This is a genomic window from Bacteroidota bacterium, from assembly GCA_016718825.1.
Classification (GTDB): domain Bacteria; phylum Bacteroidota; class Bacteroidia; order J057; family JADKCL01; genus JADKCL01.
The window spans coordinates 169,740-188,599 of record JADKCL010000009.1 but is presented as its reverse complement, the minus strand read 5'-3'; the positions used below and the strand labels follow the sequence as shown (position 1 = coordinate 188,599).

Below are 18,860 nucleotides of genomic sequence, written 5' to 3'. Positions count from 1 at the left end.
TAGCTCGTTTCTCACTTTTGAAAGGATTCGCAGATGGCACGTACCCATTCCAATGAATTTTTCCATTGCAACAATTGCGGTGGCGAGGTCAGTTTGAAAGCCAAAGTCTGTCCGCATTGTGGTGCCGACGACGAAACCGCATGGAAAGACGGGATTAACGCCTATGTCATGCAAGAACAAGAAGACTTCGACTATGACGAATACGTACGCAACAACCATGGCGGGCAGGCGGTAAAAGTCAAACCCAAGGGTACAAAATGGTGGGTTTGGTTGATTGCAATACTGCTTCTGGGATTATTTGTCTGGCGGATGTTTGGGTAATAGAATCGCCGAAAAGGTCCTGAGCTTGCACATTTTGACTGCACGAAAAACCAAAATCGCCGCTGGATTTTAGTTCCAGCGGCGATTTTCAGTTTAACGGGATCAGCTTACTTTGCCTGCTGAATCGTCTTTCCAGGAACACCACAAGCGCCTCGGGTATCCCCGTGCTTGGCATGTGCTGCCCATTCAGACTCCAGAATTTGCATCGTCACCTTTGGACCTTTGGGGTTTTCTGGTGGCGTGTGGCAAATGGTGATTTTCTGACCTGTCTTCACTTCGCCTCCCGGCTTGCCGGGTTCACCACCTTTGGGCTGCACTTGGCCATTGTTGGTCCGCTCCGCACAAGGGCCGGCCGTTGCACCCATCTGTTGGAACTTAGGCCATGAGGCGGTCGGGATCGTTTGCGTCGTCCCATCTGCGCAAATCGTCATTGGCGTCATGTTGCAAGCACCTTGGGTGTCGCCATGCTGCGATTGGTGCGCAGGCCATGCACTTGCTGCAACCGTGAGCGTCTGCGGATTTGCAGGATTTCCTGGAGGGAAGTGGCAAATCACGATGTCTTGTGGTTGCTGTGGACAAGCCCCTTGCGTTGCACCTTGTTGCTGATAGACCGGCCAAGAAGAAGTAGGCACTTGCAGCGTCGTTCCATCAGCACAAATGGTCATGAGGCGCATATTGCAGGCACTTTGCTGATCTCCATGCGCTTGGTGAGCAGGCCAAGCACTCTGCGGGATCGTAATCGTCTGCGCATTGCTTGGATTTCCTGGTGGAATATGACAGATGGTCAATTGAATCTCAGGGCAGGTGCCTTGCGTTGCACCTTGCTCTTGATACACTGGCCACGATGCGGTCGGCACGTTCATGTTTTGCCCTTGGAGGCAAATCGATATCATCGTCATGTTACAAGCACCTTGGGTGTCTCCGTGACCTTCGTGGGCTGGCCAAGCACTCGCAGCAACCGTGATCGTCTGCGGATTGCCGGGATTTCCTGGCGGGATATGGCAAATCGTAATCTGCTGCTCGGGGCATGCACCTTGCGTTGCACCTTGCTGCTGATAGGCTGGCCAAGCCGAAGTGGCTACCTGAATCGTATTGCCATCGGCACAAATCGTCATCATCGTCATGTTACAAGCACCTTGGGTGTCGCCATGACCTTGGTGGGCAGGCCAAGCACTCGCAGCAACCGTGATCGTCTGCGGATTGCCCGGATTGCCCGGCGGAATGTGACAGATCGTAATCTGCTGCTCAGGACATGCCCCTTGCGTTGCACCCTGCTGCTGATAAGCAGGCCATGCTGCAGTCGCAATTTGAATCGTGGTGCCATCCGCGCAAATCGTCATCATCGTCATGTTACAAGCACCTTGGGTGTCACCATGACCTTGGTGAGCAGGCCAAGCGCTTGCGGGCACCGTAATCGTTTGCGGATTGGCAGGATTTCCCGGCGGAATGTGGCAGATCGTAATTTGCTGCTCAGGGCAAGCCCCTTGCGTTGCACCTTGCTGCTGGTAAACCGGCCAAGAAGAGGTTGGAACATTCAAGTTCTGACCTTCCAAACAAATCGCCATCAAAGTCATGTTACAGGCACCTTGGGTGTCGCCATGGCCTTGGTGGGCCGGCCAAGCGCTCGCAGGAACGGTAATCGTCTGCGGATTGTTGGGGTTGCCCGGCGGGATATGGCAAATGGTGATCTGCTGCTCGCATTCGCCTTGTCCTGCACCTTGCCCTTCGTAATAAGGCCAAGAAGCGGTCGGAATTTGCAGCGTCGTGCCATTGTAACAAATCGTCATTTGGGTCATGTTACATGCACCTTGCGTGTCTCCATGTCCTTGGTGGGCAGGCCAAGCCGAAGGCGGAATCGTGATCGTCTGCGGATTGCCAGGATTTCCTGGTGGGATGTGGCAAATGGTAATATCCTGCTGCGGACAATCTCCTTGAATGCCGCCATGCGTTTGATACCATGGCCACGAGGCGGTCGGGATATCAATGTTCTGACCATCGTAGCAAATCGACATGGGTGCCATGTTGCAGGCTTCGCGCACGTCGCCATGGGCTTGGTGCGAAGGCCATTGACTCATCGGAATCGTCATCGTCTGCGGATGGCTCGGATCCGATGGCGGGATATGGCAAATGGTGATGTTTTGTACGGGGCATGGGCCCTGGGTTGCACCACCGCTCTGGTAAAACGGCCATGACGAAGTCGGAATCTGGATCGTCGTGCCGTCGGCGCAGATCGTCATCGGCGTCATGTTACATGCACCTTGCGTATCGCCATGTGCTTGGTGGGCAGGCCATGCGCTCGGGGCGATGGTAATCGTCTGCGGATTGCCGGGGTTGCCCGGAGGGATATGGCAGATCGAAATTTCCTGCACAGGGCATTCACCCTCGGTGTCGCCATGGCCCAAGTGATAAGGCACACTCGCACGTGGCACCTGAATCGTCTGATTGGCATCCGAGCGGCTTGCACCGTGGTGACAAATCGTTACCGTGGTCATGTCGCATGGCCCTTGCGTATCGCCATGGGCCTGATGACTAGCCCAAGCCGTCTGCGGAATGGTCATCGTCTCGGGAGCATTCGGATTTCCGGGCGGGATGTGACAGATGGTGATCGAAGCAACAGGGCAGGCACCTTGGGTGTCCCCATGGGCTTGGTGAGCAGCCCAAGCCGCAGTCGGAATCTGCATCGTCACGCCAGTTCTGGAAAGGCCCTCTTTGTGACAGATGGTCATCGGCGTCAGGTTGCAAGCGCCTTGGGTATCGCCATGTGCTTGGTGAGCCGGCCATGCGGATTCCGGAATCGTAATCGTCTGGGCATTGTTGGGGTTGCCAGGCGGAATGTGGCAAATCTCAATGTTACGCACCGGACATGGTCCGCGGGTTGCGCCACGGCCTTGATAATAGGCCCAAGCCGATTCGGAGATCACAATCGTCTGGTTTTGGTAGCAAATGGTGATCATGTTGGTGCTGCAAGGACCTTGCACGTCACCATGCGCTTGGTGCGAAGCCCATGCCGTTTCCGGAATGGTGATCGTCGTTGCATTGGCCGGGTTGTCGGGCGGCAAGTGGCAAATCTGGATCTGCCTTGGCGGACATGGTCCTTGGGTTGCACCGAGGTTCAACATGGCATTCACCGCCGTTGCGCTTACCTGAATGGTTTGACCTTGATAGCAAAGCGTCACTTGCTGCGATGAACAGGCACCTTGAACGTCACCATGGCCTTGGTGCGAAGCCCAAGCCGTTTCGGGAATGGTCATCGTCGCCGCCGCGGCTGGATTTCCGGGTGGAATGTGGCAAATGGTGATGTTAAGCAAAGGACAAGGCCCGCGGGTTGCACCCAATGCCTGGAATGCAGGCCAAGCGCTTTGCGAGATCGACATCGTCTGATTTTGATAGCAGATTTCGATCATGACATTGGAGCAAGGACCTTGGATGTCGCCATGCGCTTGGTGCGATGCCCACTGACTTTGCGGAATGGTAATGGTTTGCACAGCCGCCGGATTGGTAGGCGGGATGTGGCAAATGGTGATGGTCTGCGGCGGACATGGACCGTTGGTTGCACCAAGTCCCTGATAGACTGGCCATACCGTCTGGGAAACCGAGATGTTTTGGCCTTGGTAGCAGATCGTGACCATCGTGCTGGAGCACGGACCTTGCACGTCACCATGAGCTTGGTGGGCAGGCCATGCACTCTGCGACACAGTCAACGTCGAAGCCGCGGCTGGATTCCCTGGAGGAATATGGCAAATCTGAATCTTCGGCTCCTGGCAAGGGCCTTGGGTAGCGCCCAAGTTCAGCAATGCTGGCAAGGCGCTTTGTGAAACCGCGATCGTGTTTCCTTGGAAGCAAACACTCACAGTGGCATTCGAGCAAGGACCTTGTACGTCACCATGCGCCTGGTGGCCAGGCCATTGGCTTACAGGAACCGTGATGGTTTGCACATTCGCAGGGTTGGATGGCGGGATGTGACAGATCGTAATCACCTGCTCCACAGGCTGATTGCACTGCAAACTCACCGTAGCCTGATCCTGACCCACCGTGTTCGTAGCAATGATCGTAAACTGCTCCCTGATGGTTGGCGTAAGATTCACATCCATCGAAAAGACTTGGTTCATCGGGTTGTAGCTGTAATACTGCGGTGAAACCGTTGCATTGCCAGCCAAGACGCGGATGTCCTGCATTCCATTGATGTTGAAGATTCTTGCCGTGATGCCTTGGTTGCAATCCGTGCCTTGGTAGACACCATTGTTGGGGTACACAATTTGCACGACCGGCGGAGGCAATTGCTGGTAGCAGCTGATCATTTGGACATCCGCTGCCCGGCCAAATTGGTTGACGGCCATGATCTCGACCATGGACTGCACACCGGGGAGCATGGAAACCGTAAGGGTCACCACCTTGCTCGATGGATTGTAAGACCATGCATTCGGAGAGAGGAGTGCGCGGTCTACATACACTTGGATGTCATTTTTGGATTGGACACCCGTCACAGCTGCAACGACCGTCTGCGTACAGTTGGGGCTCGCATAAGGCGTGATGCCCGGCGTAGTGATGGTGACAGTCGGCAATTGGGCCTGCTGTTCAGGGCAGCGCAACATCGAAGTGGCGCTTGCTTGTCCATACGGGGTACGAGCGACAAATTCGATGCGGTGGTCGCCGGGCGTCAGGTCAATGTTCATGACCAACTGACCGCTTTGCGGATTAAAATTGTAGTACTGCGGAGGTACCTGCAATCCGTTGTGGAACACGGAAATCTCATCCTGCCGCAGCACATTGTAAAAAGTCACGTTGATCGCGGAGCGGCAATTGGCCACAATCGCAGGGCATGCCGTTGGATAGGTCACAAAAACCTGCGGCGGATTTCCGCCGGGTACCGGTATCGGATCATTTGGAATGATCACCGGCTGCGAACAAGTAGCGGTGAAGCTTTGGGTCGCGGTGCCATATTGATTGCGGGCAACGATCTGGAAACTGTTGGTTCCTGGTCCAAGGTTGACCGTGGCCGTAAAGATTCCTCCGGTCGGCTCATAGTTCCAAAGTGCAGGGTTGACGGTAACACCATTCATCGAGAAGCTGACCAATCCCTTGTTGCGCACATTGTACAAACGGGCGCTGACTTCGTAGGTACAGCCGGTATTGATGTCGATATGTGGGCCTGAAGGGGCAACCATCACGATCGCAGGACCATCGCCCTTGGGCGTGTACACATTCGGATCGGTCGGTTGCGGATTGGTATGGGAATAACTGCCAAACATTCCGAAATCCAGGTTCAAGCCAACATAATTGTGGATGTCTTTGCTGTAGTCAAGGAAATTGTCATTGGCGGCAATATAGCCGTCAAGCATGTCGGTTTGCGGGAAAGTCACCTTCCATTCGGCAGACATTGCAAACCAAGGAGTGAATTCGTAGCCAAAACCGATACCGGCGGATGGTGCGAATTTCCACATCGGCCAAGCGCTGTGGGTACGGGTTTCATAGGAATCGTCGCGCAAAAAGCGAAGTTCCGTTGCACGGCTAAAAACCGAACTCGTCCCGATGCTCGTGTAATTATAAGGCGTGCTGCTAAAAAATTCGTCGTAGTTGTTTTGTTTGGCCTTCGAACCCATCACGCCGACACCGCCCCATACATACAGCAAAATCCCCGTTTTGGCGCGGAGACGATTGGCTTTGAGGAGCAATTCGAGGTCCCAATTGGTGGCACTCGTGCGGTGGTTGAGGTAGTTGATTCCTCCCGGAAAATTAATATCCGGCGTGGATTCAAGGTCTTTTCCGTAGGTAACCGTCCAGAGGTAACGCGCACGGAGCCCGATGCCGAGCCAACTGTGGTCGTTTTCGACGATGGGGACCTCGAGAGTGGCGCCGAGGCCGCCGCCGCCAATGTCACGGATGTCGGCGCATTGCCAAGCCCCGCCGAAATTGATCCCAAACCGGAGTCGGGGACGGTGCGTCATCTCTTGGGCCGTCACTTGGGACGCCGAGAGCAGACAAAGGGTGAAGAGAAGAAAGGCGTAGAAACGTTTCATAGAATTCAAATACATCGTTGGTGTCGGTATCGGGCTATTCACATTCTGTACCAATTGCAACAAATCCTCCCCATAGTCCCCAATACCAAGAAATGCGTTGCAAATTAGCCAAAAAATTAATGTAAATCACAGTTAAGGCCAGATTACAGACTGTAGCTTTTAGAAGACGAATGCGGTTGCGGGAGTGGTCATTTTTGTGTGCAGCAAAGGCAAAAAGCCCGAACAAGTAGAATCCAAATTCGCCAGCTTCGAATCCACATGCACTCCCTGCAAAACAATTCGCCCCCAAGCCATTTTACCTGCTTGGGGGCGCTATCAATGGGGTACAGTTGGCGTTATTGGATGCAAATCGCAGCCTTGGTACCGGTCAACGTTTTTTAGGAATTGACAGACATCGCCCCCTCCTCAAAACACCACCTTCGTCCCAGGCAAGCCTTTCCGGATGCGCTCCTTTTCGGATTCGGAGAGCTTGTTGCCGTTCAGTTCGAGGTAGATAAGCCCGACGAAGGGCTTCAAATCGGCCGGTAATTGGGTGATTTCATTTTTGGCAAGGCTGAGACTGCGAATGGAACCTGCAGCCAACAAGTACGTTGGCACTTCGGTAAGCGAATTTTCGGCAAGGTCGAGCACGGTGAGCTTTTTGAGTTGCTCCAAATGCAGGGATGACAGCGTCGCATCATCGATGTCGCAGCCAAACGCCACCAATTCTGTCAAGTTGGGCGCATGTTTGGCGATTTCCAACAGGCATGGATCGGTTGCAGCCGCCTCAGTAAATGGATAGTCCTGAATTTGAATGCTGTTCATTTCCGACCGGAGCACCTGTTTGCACAGCGGATCCCAATTCATCCCGAGGTAATAACACCCCGGATGCGGACTAAAAACGGTCCAAACATCCGCAAACTTTTCCGGGCCATGTAGTTTTTCATTGGCCTTCAACAGTTTGCGGCAAGCCTCCGTGATGGCGATCAGTTGATCGCAGGTAGCCTTCACCTTGGGGGCCACTTCATTCGAAATCGGCTGCAATTCGACGGGGAGGCTGTGGCGTTGGTAGCCGATCATCGGCCCGAGTTGCCCAAGGTAGGCCTCCAAATTGGTCATCTCATCGGCCAAAACCGGCAAACGGCTTCCGGCATTGTACACCGCTTCGGCATCCAAAATGATCTGTACGATGCGTTCTGTGGACGTTGCTTGCGCCTGCATCGACATCGGAACGAGCCCAAGCAGTGCAAAAAGCAGTATTTGAATTTTTGAGAGGAGGCTTTTCATTTGATTTCGAAGATAATATTTGTCACGAAGATAGCATTTTCGTCTAAAGCCCGTCCTGCGGAAATCTAGTTGAAAAAGGAAGGTGCGCGATTCATCCGATTGGCGGGACATGCTTCAGCTTCGTGAAGGACATTCCAGATGATATTAGAGATTGCTGAAGAAGGTGTTCATTGAGGAAATTACCGATCATCCTCTCAACAATGGGACTCGAAATCGGCTGAGATAAGTCCTTTTGGGGTCGAACAAAAACCAACCTGTTCGCCTGCGCTTTTTGCCTTCGGAGGAGGAAGTTGTCCAAGGTATGCGAACGGATTCACCCGAACCAAGCTTTGGAATCGTAGGAATTTCCTGCATCTCATTCCGATCCGGCTTGCGCCATCGAGAAACAAAATAGCCAGAGATGTCAAGGCTATCATCACCTGGATTGTAAATATTTACCTCTCTTTCCCCTAGCCCGGTTACACTTTCACCACAGATTGCGGGGTGCAAATGTTTTTGCGCATGGAGATGTGCCAATCCAGAAAACATCACGACAACAAGGGTGTAAAAAGCAATTCGGAGCTCGAAAAAGGGACGCATCCTCCAATTTACCGAGAATTTCAATCCAAATTGGCCACTTACTTGAATCTCATTCTCTTCGTTCGAATCCAGTTCTTCGTATTCGATTCGCTTAGCCATTCAAAATTATCCATTTTCCATTCTCCATTCTCCATTAACTTGCAGTATGATTTCTCATGAACTACGTGCGCAGGCTTCGTTGGCCTATCAAAACTGGAAAACACGCAATCCGGAGTTGTTGATTCCGCTGAGCGAAGAGGATTTTATCCAGAAAATCATCGATTTGCAGGTGAATTTCAACAAGGGGTTGTTGCAACGCAAAGACTTTGACGACCGCATCAACGACATGCTCAAGAATCCGCCGATGGCGGTGGGCGTTTCGCAGTTTATGCCGCAAGAAAAGGCTACCGATGCCCTTTTACGCGAATTGGAAGGCTTGAAGAAGTCCGGCGTGCTGAGCGACGAGCAATTCGAAGAGCGCAAATCGGAATTGTTTTATCAGCGGAATGTCCAAGAAGGTCAGCCACTTGCGGCCACACCTGCAAGCGGCTACGAGACACCCGAGGCCCGCAAGGCCCGCCTGATGGGCTACCTCGAGGAACTCCTGCAAGCAGGTGTCCTCAGCCACACCGAATACGCGATGGGCCAAAGCCGCTTGCGCTAATTTGTTGTCAATGAATGTCTTCGACATCGTCTGCCAAGGATTGGAGACGCCACACGACACGGCGTTTCGGGATGCTATGCGCCCTGAATTGCAGCGTCGCCTGCTCGAATTTTCGGATGCAGATTGGAAGGCCTTGGATCAAGTTTGGACCGATCGGGGTGCAGAATGGCAATTCAACTTGGTGGATACGCTTTCGCCGACGCGCCACGGTGCAGTGGCAACCACGCTACTGCTCAACATGTTGCTGAATGGCCCCGAATCGCTGATCGTTACGGCGGCCGAGAAATTGATCGCAAGTCAGGCGCTCGATGAGGCTGCACGCGACATGATTTTTGACCGCCTGAACGCTGCGGAACCTGCCGGTCCCTACGAATCCGCCTATCGGCAGCAGCTGTTGCACCAAATTTTGCGTCCGGATTTGGGTCCTGCCATTGCCGAGGCTTCGGAATTCAGCATTCGCAACCGTGAGGCCTTGGCGCAGAGCACCTTGGCTGCCTGCTACTATTGCCAATCTGTCTTCGCGCCGGCGGAGGTTTCCGAGTTCGCGGATGGCGGCGAAACGGGGCTTTGCCCGCGCTGCGGCATCGACGCTGTCTTGCCGGGCAATGCCGGGTACAGCTTTTCGGAGGCGACTTTGCGGGCCTTGAATGAGTTTTGGTTTGGGTAGTGGCATCGTCAAGGCGCCAATTGTCACTCAGAGCGAAGCGATGAGTCTGAAAATACAGAAACACCAACTACTTGACCAACAACAAGATCTGCACTTATTACCGACTTGACAGTGAACAAAAAACTGTCGATGTTTGATGCCCAAATATCACCAGACCAATGAAACAGATGTTCGTTTACATCACCACTAACAGTCAACGCACAGTTCTCTATGTGGGTGTAACCAATGACTTACAGCGCCGAATGGCAGAACACTACGAAAGTACGATTTCTGGAGCTGGGTTCACTGGAAAGTACAAAGCCCATCACTTGATCTATTTTGAAGAATTTGACAATCCTGTCGATGCAATTGCACGTGAAAAACAGCTGAAAGGCCAAAGCCGAGCCAAGAAAGAGGCATTGATCGCAACTATCAACCCGAACTGGACCTTTCTTGAGATGGATCTCTAAAATTTCAAAATCCTTGAGATTGCATGTTGATCGGTAAATAATTTGTCACTCAGAGCCTCCGTTGTCACTCTGAGCCTCCGTTATTACTCAGAGCGCTCATTTTGTCACTCAGCAGCCATCCCAAAGGGCCCCCCCAGGCCTTGTCCTCAGACCCCCCTGTTCGTCCCCTCCAGGCGAACGATGAGTCTGAAAAACAACACCAAATGCTGAACAGCGTAAAGTGTTACTAATCCTAGAGATGCTTCACTTCCTCGCTGACCAAGCAAGGTTCCGCCAATCTGTGATGCCGGCACAAGCACAGTGTACATTTAATGGAAACGTTTTCTTCTTAACTTGCCCGAGAGCATGTCGCGCAAAATTTTCATCAGCTATCGCCGTACCGATACCGCCGATTTTACGGTGGCATTGTACAATCAGCTGCGTGATTATTTCCATGAAGACGTGATTTTCAAGGACATCAACACCATTCAGCCGGGTCAAGAGTTTGCCGAGGTGCTGGAGAATGCGCTTGATCATTGCGCTGTCGTGCTTGTCGTGATCGGTCCTGGATGGGCAGGAAAGGAAAGCAACCGTTTGCTGGAGGAGGGGGATTGGGTGCGACAAGAAATTGCCGTTGCGCTTCAGCGCGAATTGCGGGTGGTTCCGATTCTGGTCAACGGTACCAAAATGCCTGCAAAGGAACAATTGCCGCCTGACCTTCACGGGCTCACCAAACGCCAAGCCCATCCGATTGACAATCAGCGCTTTGAATATGATGTCGAACGCTTGTGTTTGGCCATCAAGGATTTGGTCCCGATCACGCAAGGCAAAAAAGCAACGAAAAAAGGTTCGCCATGGGACAATGCTTTCAAAGCGATTTTGCTGCTTTTTATGGTGGCAAGTATCGGTTTGATCGTCTGGGCATGGATCGGCGCCAAAGTGGATTTTAAGGAAAAGGCTTTCATGTCCCTCATCGGTGGAGCGGGAATGGCTGGCGGATGGGCAGCTTTTACGCGACAACGTTGGATCGAACTCAGGTCTGAACAACTGGAAAAATTATGACGCTAGCAGGAATATTCGGTGACCCAAAGACGTCGCGCGACATTCGCTCGGCAAAGCGATTCAATTTTTTTGCGCTGCTTGTGCTCATGGGCGTGATTGTCGGCGGATTTTTGCTCTACCTCCAATTGATTCAAAAACAGCACGAATTGGAGGTGAAAACGCAGCAATTGGCCGACAGTACGGCGAGGTTGCGACGGTTTCGCAGCGAATTGGAAGCTACGCAATCCAAACTCGCCGAACGTGAACAACAAATGGAACATCAGTTGCAAAGTCTCAGCCACAGCGTAGAAAATCGGCAATTTGACAGTGCAATGGTCAAAGCCAACCGTTATGCCGGGCAATTGGCCATCAAAGACAGTTCCGCTTTGATCCTGGTGCACCTTTATTCTTGGCAGCCCCAAGCCAATAAGCTCAAAAACGTCGAAAAAGTCTTGGTCGAACCTGAATACCTGCTTGTCAAGGAGGAGACCGTCACGGAACTCCCCACATGGATGGGCAAACAATCCAGTGTGAATTATTATTCGCCATCCGTTGAGCAAAAGGCAATAGTCCTTGCAAAACAGTTGAGTAAGCTCACCAAAACGCAATTCACCCCTGTTCAAGGTCCGGCCGAAGACGCCCCAAAAGATGCACGCAATCAATGGATTCGCATCCACTACCTAGGTGCAAGCGCCATTCAGCAACAGCAAAAGTGATTGATCGCGGAATGGTTGTATGATTTTCGCTCGGCCATCTTCCAAGATCTTCTTAGTTCCTTTCGCTATCATCAATCTCCTACTCCATTAGCTTCACGGAACCCTGCGGGCTTACCATCGTGATTCGATTCGCGATTAGCTTCGCTGTTCTCCCTTTTCAATTAGCTTCGCTGATGTGCTTCGCAGTTGCTTGCGCGAACCCTTCGAGTTTACTGACGTGATATGCTTCGCAATTGACTTCGTCGATTGCTTCGCAGTTCTCAATTTTCAATTCTCCATTATCCATTCTCAATTCCATTCCCAAACATTTCCCGCATTTTGGCGATGTTGCGCTCCGGAATCATCTCAGGATCAGGATAATTGTCCAAGGCAATCGTGAGGCTGGCTTCCCGGAGGATGTGCAGCATCGGATAAGGCGAGCGGTTGGTGCGATGGCTCGGATCGTCTGCGGGTGGGCCTTCGAATTGGTATTCTGGATGAAAACTCGCGACCTGTAAAATGCCATCCAATTCGGCCTCCTCGATGGCCTCTTCCACGATTTCCAGGAAGTCCAAGTATTCTTCAAAGTCGTTGAGCACCCAAGGATGCACCAAAATGGTCGTCTCCACCGTTTCCGGATCGACTTGAATGAGGTGATCCAATTCGCGGAGCAGGTCTTGGTACAAAACATCGATGTCGCGCGCTTCCGACAGTGCATAGCGGATGCGTCCCTGCGCAGCCACGGGCGCTGCAAACGGACAAAGGTTCAGACCGATCACGAATTTTTCCACCCATTCGCGGGTGGCTTGGACGTGGCTATCGGAGGAGTTTTCTGGAATCATGGCCGCAAATTACGGCTTTTTCATCCTCCGCATGCGCTTCTGTCATTTCTCATAAAAAGACAAGCAGCCACTTTCGCAGCCGCCCGTCCAACAACAATTCTGATGGAAATTCAATTTTCTATTTGGTTTCCTTTTCGAAAACCACCCAATCCTTGCTCAATTTGAGGCCAAGCTGCTGCTCGAGTAGTTGCTGATATTTTTGATGCATGGCATGCGATTGCTGCCTGCCATTCACCTGAAATTCCTTGTTGTTGATTTTGATCTTGTAGGATTTTGGACTGACAATCAACTGATCAGCGAGCAGCGAATTGCCGATGATATCTGCCGCGCGTTCGGCGCGTGCACCTTCTGCGCGTGCTTTTTCCGCTTCTTTTTCAGCCTCAACGGCCTCCTTTTCTGCAATAGCGCGCCCCTTCTCGGCTTCGGCTGCTCCCCTTTCCATTTCAATTTCAATGGTTTTGGCCATTTTATCTACCTGAATGACCTCCTTTTCGATGATCTTTTCCATCTCTTCCCCAAATTGTTTTCCCCACTCCTCCATCCGCCGTTCAAAATCGCCCATATTCTGTTCCATCGCACCCTCGTGCAATTCGCCAAGCCGTTCGGCCAATTTTTCCTGCTCAGCAGCCAATTCTTTACGACGACGCTGGTCCTTGGTCTTTTCCAATTCGGTACTGACCCGCTCCAAATCCTTGTGCAAGGCCTTCATTTCTTCAGTTTCCTCTCCCGACAAAACATGCCCGGCAAGGTTCTCGGCCCAACGACCGGCATCTTCGCCGAATTTTTCCCAATCCTTGGCTTCAAATTCCTTGGAAAAAGCCTTGCCCCAAGCTTCCATTTGTTGCCCGAATTGCTCCATCTGGATCTCAAATTGTTTGCTGTCAAAGTTCGCCGAATTGGGATCTCCGATTGGCGGAACAGGCGGTACGTTTGGGGTTGCGCCAAAGTTGGGCATCGGTGGCATCGGCGGAAACGGTGGAACTGCACCGAAATTGGGCATCGGCGGAATTGGCGGCATGGCAGGCCCGTTGCGCAAAGAACCCGACAAAATCTCGTCTGCCTTGGACTGATAAGTAGCAATTTCCTCCTTTGGAACTTCTTTGCCGTTGCGAATTGCCGAGATGACTTTGCCTTTTTGGTCAAAATCCATCGAGACTTCATCGCCATTTTCCTTGATCACGATTTTCGTAATCGGCGAATCCTGCACATAAACCTGCATTTCGGGGCGTGTCATGGGATCCGATTGGTCTTCGGCAAGGAATGGGAAGGCAGCTTTGACCACTGTAGGTGTTTGGGAACCCACCAAAACCGCGAAGCCAAGTAACATCAGCCCAAACAACAATCCACGGGAATGGAACTTGCGACTGCGAGGAGCTGCTGCCCCGGTGATTCTGCGAATTCGACTTGCCAAATCCCCATCCTGCGAACCCAAGGCCAAGGCAGGCTGCTGCTGACGCATGATTTCGAGACTGAGCAATGCACGTGCATATTGGACTTTGTTGCTGGGAAGGTTGACGACAAGCGCATCGCAGCAGTTTTCGCGTTCCTGACGCACCACGCGGCTCGTCCACCAAATCGCAGGATGGAAAAACAAAAGAATCTCAACGGTGCTTTGGAGGAGATTGACCAAATAATCCCAACGACGCACGTGGGCGAGTTCGTGGACAAGTATGCATTCAACTTGTTCCATGGTCAGCCCCGACATCAAGCCTGCAGGCAGCAGCACGAGGGGTTTGAGTACCCCGATCACCATCGGTGTATTGATCGCGGAACTCAGTTGTATCCCAATTTTCCTGCGAAGGCCGAGCTTTTCCTGTAAGATCGAAAATCGCTGAAGCAATTCCTCGGGGACTTCTTCCAAGTTCCGTTTGCGCAGACGGCTTACTTGCCAATATCCACCTAGAAACCTCAGGCTAAAGAAAAGTACGCCCATCATCCAGATTCCTGAAAAGAGGTAGGAATTGTTTTGGACAGCGGAAGTTATTCTTTCGAATATACCTGCATTTCCTCCCTCCATCGTAGCCGACGGGGTCTCCAAAACGCCTTTTGCCTCATCCAAAGCAGGAAATTGAGTTGGCACTGCCGATACCATGGTTTCCGCACCAGGCTGATAGCAATAGGAGAATGTTGCGATCGGAGCCAAAAACATGAGGCCCAGTATAAAGGTTGCACTCCAATACCGCCATTTGACCGCGCCGGTTGGCAGGATGGCCAAGACGAGCATCAACAACAGGGCCAATGCCGACAATTGCCACAGCGAATGCAACAAGGTCGTTCCGATGGCCTCGGCAAATGACAAGGGGATCAACGATTCCAATGATTTCATTTTGTTGAATCTTTTTCAATGGTGTCCAAATACGCGCGAATCTGATCGATTTCGGCGGGGCTGGCTTTATGGCCACCCAAGGTTTGCAGTACAAGTTGCATGGCCGACCCTGCAAATGCATTTTCGAGGAACCGGTCGAGCAGGGCACGTTGGGTGACTTCGCGTTTGGCGGCGGAAGCATAAACGTGGCCACGTCCATCCTTTTCGCGCAACAAAAGCCCCTTTTCGTGCATGATTTGCATGAGTTTCAATGTCGTGGTATAGCCGATTTCTCGGCGCGTACCCAATACATCATTGACTTCACGCACCGTACAAGCCCCCTTTTCCCACAAAACTTGCAGGATCTCCAACTCCGAATCTGTAGGTCTTAAAGTTTCCATGAATGCATTCCCAAAACAATTCTACTTACGAAACATTTCGTAATGCAATGTTATACGAACTCTTTCGTAGATGCAAGCCTTTACTACGAATTATTTCGTAAATAAAGTTAAGCGGTTAAGGATGAGGAATTAGAAATTAGAAATGAGAAAAATAGAAATTAAAAATGAGGAGCCATGCCGTCAAGTTCAGTGTTTCTGGTAGTCACTTACGCAGGAAGTTCGATTAAACGATCGTGTTTGCTTTGCTGAACGTAGCATTGTCTTAACTCTGAACTCTCCACAACTCATCGCAAAGCTGACCAGTGTTATTTGCTAGGAGGCGTCGAGATGCATCGCTCCGCTCTGCATGACCAGGGGAACTCTGAAATCTGAACTCCTCATTCGCTTCGCTGAACCCTTCGGGATTGACTTCTTCGATTGCTTCGCAGTTCTCCATTGCTTCGCGAACCCTTTGAGTTTCTCCATTCTCCATTCTCCATTCTCCATTCTCTCATTACCTTTGCCGCATGACCGACGCATTTGTTCAAAGAATCGCATCAGAGACGGGATTGCAGCCCCGCAGCATTGCCGCCGTGCTGGAATTGTTGGCGGATGGCGCGACTGTGCCCTTTATCGCACGTTACCGCAAGGAAGCTACAGGCAGCTTGGACGAGGTGGAAATCACCACCATTCGTGACCGCGACAAGCAACTCCGCGAATTGGCAGCCCGCAAGGAGGCAATTTTGAGTTCGATCAGCGAGCAAGGTTTGCTCACGCCCGACCTCAAAAAGAAGGTGGAAAACGCTGCCACCCTCACCGAACTGGAAGACATCTACCTCCCCTACCGACCCAAGCGGCGCACACGCGCAACCATTGCCAAGGAAAAAGGACTTGAACCGCTCGCTGAACTCCTGTTTGCACAGGGCGGCGGCAACCCGGCACAACTTGCTACCAAGTTTGTGAATACCGCAAAAGGCGTTGCGGATGTTGATGAGGCCCTCGCAGGTGCGCGTGACATCATCGCCGAGCGCATCAACGAAGACGAGCGTGCCCGCACACGCATCCGCGGACTGTTTGAACGCAAGGGAATGATCGTGACCAAAGTGCTGAAAGGCAAGGAGGAAGAAGGTGCCAAATACCGCGATTATTTCCATTGGGAGGAAAGCCTCGCCAAGGCGCCCAGTCACCGCGTCTTGGCCATGCGCCGCGCGGAAAAGGAGAAAATCATCAGCATGGGCATCGAGCCGGAGGAATCCCAAGCCCTTGAAACCCTCAATCGCCTCTTTCTCAAAGGCTACGGCCCGATGGCAGAGCAAGTCGAAATGGCCATCAAAGACGGCTACAAGCGTCTGCTTTCCCCATCCATGGAAACCGAAATGCGCCTGGAAAGCAAGCGCAAGGCCGATGTGGAGGCGATCAAGGTATTTGCGGAGAACATGCGGCAGCTACTTTTGGCCGCTCCTTTGGGTTCCAAGCGCGTATTGGCACTTGACCCTGGATTTCGGACCGGCTGCAAAGTGGTCGTGCTTGATCCGCAGGGAAAATTGCTGCGCAACGATGTGATCTATCCGCATACGGGTTCGGGACAAGCTGCGCAGGCGGCGGCCAAAACGAGTGCCTTGATCGAAGAATTCAAAATCGAGGCGATTGCGTTGGGCAACGGAACCGCGGGCCGTGAAACGGAGAGCTTTTTGCGCGGCTTGGGTCTGCCCAAGGACCTGCCCATTGTCTTGGTCAATGAAAGTGGTGCCTCGATTTATTCAGCCTCGGAAGTCGCGCGCGAGGAATTTCCTGACGAAGACCTGACCGTGCGGGGCGCAGTTTCCATCGGCCGCAGGTTGATGGATCCCTTGGCTGAATTGGTAAAAATCGATCCAAAGTCCATCGGTGTCGGCCAATATCAACACGATGTCGACCAAAACTTGCTCAAGGGCAGTCTCGATGACGTCGTGGAAAGCTGCGTGAATGGCGTCGGCGTCGAATTGAACACTGCAAGCAAACAATTGCTGACCTACGTGTCCGGACTCGGACCTTCTCTTGCAGCCAATATCGTGAGCTACCGCGAGAAAAATGGTCCCTTTAAAAGCCGCTCGGCGTTGCTCAAGGTGCCACGCCTTGGCGAAAAGGCTTATCAGCAGGCCGCAGGATTTTTGCGCATCCGCGGGGCAGCCAATCCTTTGGATACCTCGGCGGTGCACCCGGAAAGTTATCCGATTGTAGACCGTATGGCCAAGGACCTCAATTGCACCGTCGCTGATCTGATGCAAAAAGAGGAGATTCGGAAGCAGATCAAACTGGAAAAATATGTCACAGCCGAGGTCGGAATGCCAACTTTGAAGGACATTCTCAAGGAATTGGCCAAGCCGGGACGCGATCCCCGCGCCGAATTTGAGGCCTTGCAATTCAAGGAGGGCATCAATGCGATCGCGGACCTTGAAGAAGGCATGGAATTACCGGGCGTGGTGACCAATATTACCCGATTTGGCGCATTTGTCGATATCGGCGTTCATCAAGACGGAATGGTCCATATTTCGGAAATGGCGGATCGATTTGTACGTGACCCGGCCGAGGTCGTCAAGGTGCAACAAAAAGTGATGGTCAGGGTGGTGGAAGTGGACAAGGTGCGCAAACGCATTGCCTTGAGCATGAAAGGAATCAGGCAATGAACTGGACGCAGGAAGCTTATGTCAAGGCGCTCAATTTCGCCTCTGACCACCACAAAGGGCAACTTGTGCCCGGGACCGATCGGCCCTACGACACGCATTTGGCCAAGGTGACGATGGAAGTCATCGCGGCCTTGCATTTTCATCCGGATGCGAATGGGGATTTGGCGGTGCAATGTGCTTTGCTGCATGACAGCATCGAAGACACGCATGCTGATTACGAGGCTGTTGCCGCACAATTCGGAGAAGACGTGGCCCAAGGCGTAATGGCATTGACCAAGGATAAAAGCCGACCCAAAGTTGAGCAAATGCAAGACAGCCTTCACCGAATTTTGCAGCAGCCAAGGGAAATCGCCATGGTGAAGCTTGCAGATCGCATCACCAATCTCGCGCCGCCTCCCGCGCATTGGACAAGGGAAAAATGCCAAGCCTATCAAGTGGAGGCGCAAAGGATATTGGATGCATTGGGAGACTCCAGTGAATTCCTTGCAACAAGGCTTTTGGAAAAAATTGCGGCGTATCCCATTCCCAGTTAAACTTTCTGGAGGTTTGTACATATTTGCCATTCGAAAGTACTTGAAAGAAACATGGTCGGAACTAGTCCAAAAAAGCTCAAATGTTTGCTCATCGACGCAGATGTCAACGCGTTGCGGGAACTCTCCCGTGTGGTCATCAACAACCCGATGTTGGAATTGGCCAATACCTGCAAAACCGGAAGGGCTGCTGTTCACTTTTTGAAGGAGACCAAGGTGGATTTGATCCTGATCAATCCGGCGCTCCCGGATGCGAATGGATTTGACCTGATGGCTTCGCTCCCGGATTCACCGATTGTGGTCATCATTTCCGATCGTCAGGACTACGCCTATTTTGCCTACCGCATCGAGGCATTGGACTATCGGATCAAACCGATTGCGCCCGACATCCTCAACCAAATTGTCGACAGGGTTACGCGGCAATTGGCGCTGATTGAGGCCTTTGATAAAGTGCAAGCTGAGAGCAATTAACATTTGAAG

Annotated in this window: 14 protein-coding genes; 9 read left to right on the top strand and 5 right to left on the bottom strand. The window is 52.1% G+C overall.

Annotation, left to right across the window (positions count from 1 at the left end; all coding sequences use genetic code 11):
• Positions 1–33 precede the first annotated feature (33 nt).
• On the top strand, positions 34–321 hold the full coding sequence (locus tag IPN95_12775) for a hypothetical protein (protein MBK9450259.1): 288 nt from the start codon (positions 34–36) through the stop codon (positions 319–321).
• A 107-nt stretch (positions 322–428) separates the two neighbouring features.
• Here IPN95_12775 and IPN95_12770 read toward each other — a convergent pair whose 3' ends face one another.
• The gene (locus IPN95_12770; protein MBK9450258.1) at positions 429–6,338 is read right to left on the bottom strand and encodes a hypothetical protein; all 5,910 of its coding nucleotides are present in this window, start codon (positions 6,336–6,338) and stop codon (positions 429–431) included.
• Positions 6,339–6,743: 405 nt separating this feature from the next.
• On the bottom strand, positions 6,744–7,604 hold the full coding sequence (locus IPN95_12765) for a hypothetical protein (GenBank protein ID MBK9450257.1): 861 nt from the start codon (positions 7,602–7,604) through the stop codon (positions 6,744–6,746).
• A gap of 724 nt (positions 7,605–8,328) precedes the next feature.
• Here IPN95_12765 and IPN95_12760 point away from each other — a divergent pair.
• The 5 genes from IPN95_12760 (at position 8,329) to IPN95_12740 (ending at position 11,678) form a co-directional block, all read left to right on the top strand.
• Entirely contained in the window at positions 8,329–8,826 is a 498-nt protein-coding gene (locus IPN95_12760; GenBank protein ID MBK9450256.1) for a hypothetical protein, read from the top strand.
• Positions 8,827–8,836: 10 nt separating this feature from the next.
• A complete protein-coding gene (locus IPN95_12755) occupies positions 8,837–9,493 on the top strand; it encodes a hypothetical protein (GenBank protein ID MBK9450255.1) in 657 nt (218 codons plus the stop codon).
• A 158-nt stretch (positions 9,494–9,651) separates the two neighbouring features.
• The gene (locus IPN95_12750; protein ID MBK9450254.1) at positions 9,652–9,942 is read left to right on the top strand and encodes a GIY-YIG nuclease family protein; all 291 of its coding nucleotides are present in this window, start codon (positions 9,652–9,654) and stop codon (positions 9,940–9,942) included.
• A 345-nt stretch (positions 9,943–10,287) separates the two neighbouring features.
• A complete protein-coding gene (locus tag IPN95_12745; GenBank protein MBK9450253.1) occupies positions 10,288–10,983 on the top strand; it encodes a toll/interleukin-1 receptor domain-containing protein in 696 nt (231 codons plus the stop codon).
• Positions 10,980–11,678, top strand: a complete 699-nt coding sequence (locus IPN95_12740) for a hypothetical protein (protein MBK9450252.1) — start codon at positions 10,980–10,982, stop codon at positions 11,676–11,678. Before IPN95_12745 ends, IPN95_12740 begins: the two co-directional genes overlap by 4 nt.
• 278 nt (positions 11,679–11,956) lie before the next feature.
• Here the strand turns inward: IPN95_12740 and IPN95_12735 are convergent, their stop codons facing one another.
• The 3 genes from IPN95_12735 to IPN95_12725 form a co-directional block, all read right to left on the bottom strand.
• Entirely contained in the window at positions 11,957–12,499 is a 543-nt protein-coding gene (locus IPN95_12735) for a DUF1415 domain-containing protein (protein ID MBK9450251.1), read from the bottom strand.
• Between the two features lie 118 nt (positions 12,500–12,617).
• Positions 12,618–14,825: a M48 family metalloprotease gene (locus tag IPN95_12730; protein MBK9450250.1), complete on the bottom strand. Its 2,208-nt coding sequence runs from the start codon at positions 14,823–14,825 to the stop codon at positions 12,618–12,620.
• A complete protein-coding gene (locus IPN95_12725; protein MBK9450249.1) occupies positions 14,822–15,205 on the bottom strand; it encodes a BlaI/MecI/CopY family transcriptional regulator in 384 nt (127 codons plus the stop codon). The genes IPN95_12730 and IPN95_12725 overlap by 4 nt, the downstream gene beginning before the upstream one ends.
• A 506-nt stretch (positions 15,206–15,711) precedes the next feature.
• Here IPN95_12725 and IPN95_12720 point away from each other — a divergent pair.
• From IPN95_12720 to IPN95_12710, 3 genes are read left to right on the top strand one after another with little or no spacing between them, the layout of a single operon-like run.
• Complete coding sequence (locus tag IPN95_12720; protein ID MBK9450248.1) at positions 15,712–17,850, top strand: RNA-binding transcriptional accessory protein; 2,139 nt, start codon at positions 15,712–15,714, stop codon at positions 17,848–17,850.
• On the top strand, positions 17,847–18,383 hold the full coding sequence (locus IPN95_12715; protein ID MBK9450247.1) for a bifunctional (p)ppGpp synthetase/guanosine-3',5'-bis(diphosphate) 3'-pyrophosphohydrolase: 537 nt from the start codon (positions 17,847–17,849) through the stop codon (positions 18,381–18,383). Before IPN95_12720 ends, IPN95_12715 begins: the two co-directional genes overlap by 4 nt.
• 51 nt (positions 18,384–18,434) lie before the next feature.
• A complete protein-coding gene (locus tag IPN95_12710) occupies positions 18,435–18,851 on the top strand; it encodes a response regulator (protein MBK9450246.1) in 417 nt (138 codons plus the stop codon).
• Positions 18,852–18,860: the final 9 nt, after the last annotated feature.

Coding starts and splice junctions, on each gene's coding strand:
- IPN95_12725 (MBK9450249.1), bottom strand. CDS start 15,205: ATGGAAACTTTAAGACCTACAGATTCGGAGTTGGAGATCCTGCAAGTT.
- IPN95_12750 (MBK9450254.1), top strand. CDS start 9,652: ATGAAACAGATGTTCGTTTACATCACCACTAACAGTCAACGCACAGTT.
- IPN95_12710 (MBK9450246.1), top strand. CDS start 18,435: ATGGTCGGAACTAGTCCAAAAAAGCTCAAATGTTTGCTCATCGACGCA.
- IPN95_12740 (MBK9450252.1), top strand. CDS start 10,980: ATGACGCTAGCAGGAATATTCGGTGACCCAAAGACGTCGCGCGACATT.
- IPN95_12720 (MBK9450248.1), top strand. CDS start 15,712: ATGACCGACGCATTTGTTCAAAGAATCGCATCAGAGACGGGATTGCAG.
- IPN95_12760 (MBK9450256.1), top strand. CDS start 8,329: ATGATTTCTCATGAACTACGTGCGCAGGCTTCGTTGGCCTATCAAAAC.
- IPN95_12730 (MBK9450250.1), bottom strand. CDS start 14,825: ATGAAATCATTGGAATCGTTGATCCCCTTGTCATTTGCCGAGGCCATC.
- IPN95_12735 (MBK9450251.1), bottom strand. CDS start 12,499: ATGATTCCAGAAAACTCCTCCGATAGCCACGTCCAAGCCACCCGCGAA.
- IPN95_12775 (MBK9450259.1), top strand. CDS start 34: ATGGCACGTACCCATTCCAATGAATTTTTCCATTGCAACAATTGCGGT.
- IPN95_12745 (MBK9450253.1), top strand. CDS start 10,288: ATGTCGCGCAAAATTTTCATCAGCTATCGCCGTACCGATACCGCCGAT.
- IPN95_12770 (MBK9450258.1), bottom strand. CDS start 6,338: ATGAAACGTTTCTACGCCTTTCTTCTCTTCACCCTTTGTCTGCTCTCG.
- IPN95_12755 (MBK9450255.1), top strand. CDS start 8,837: ATGAATGTCTTCGACATCGTCTGCCAAGGATTGGAGACGCCACACGAC.
- IPN95_12715 (MBK9450247.1), top strand. CDS start 17,847: ATGAACTGGACGCAGGAAGCTTATGTCAAGGCGCTCAATTTCGCCTCT.
- IPN95_12765 (MBK9450257.1), bottom strand. CDS start 7,604: ATGAAAAGCCTCCTCTCAAAAATTCAAATACTGCTTTTTGCACTGCTT.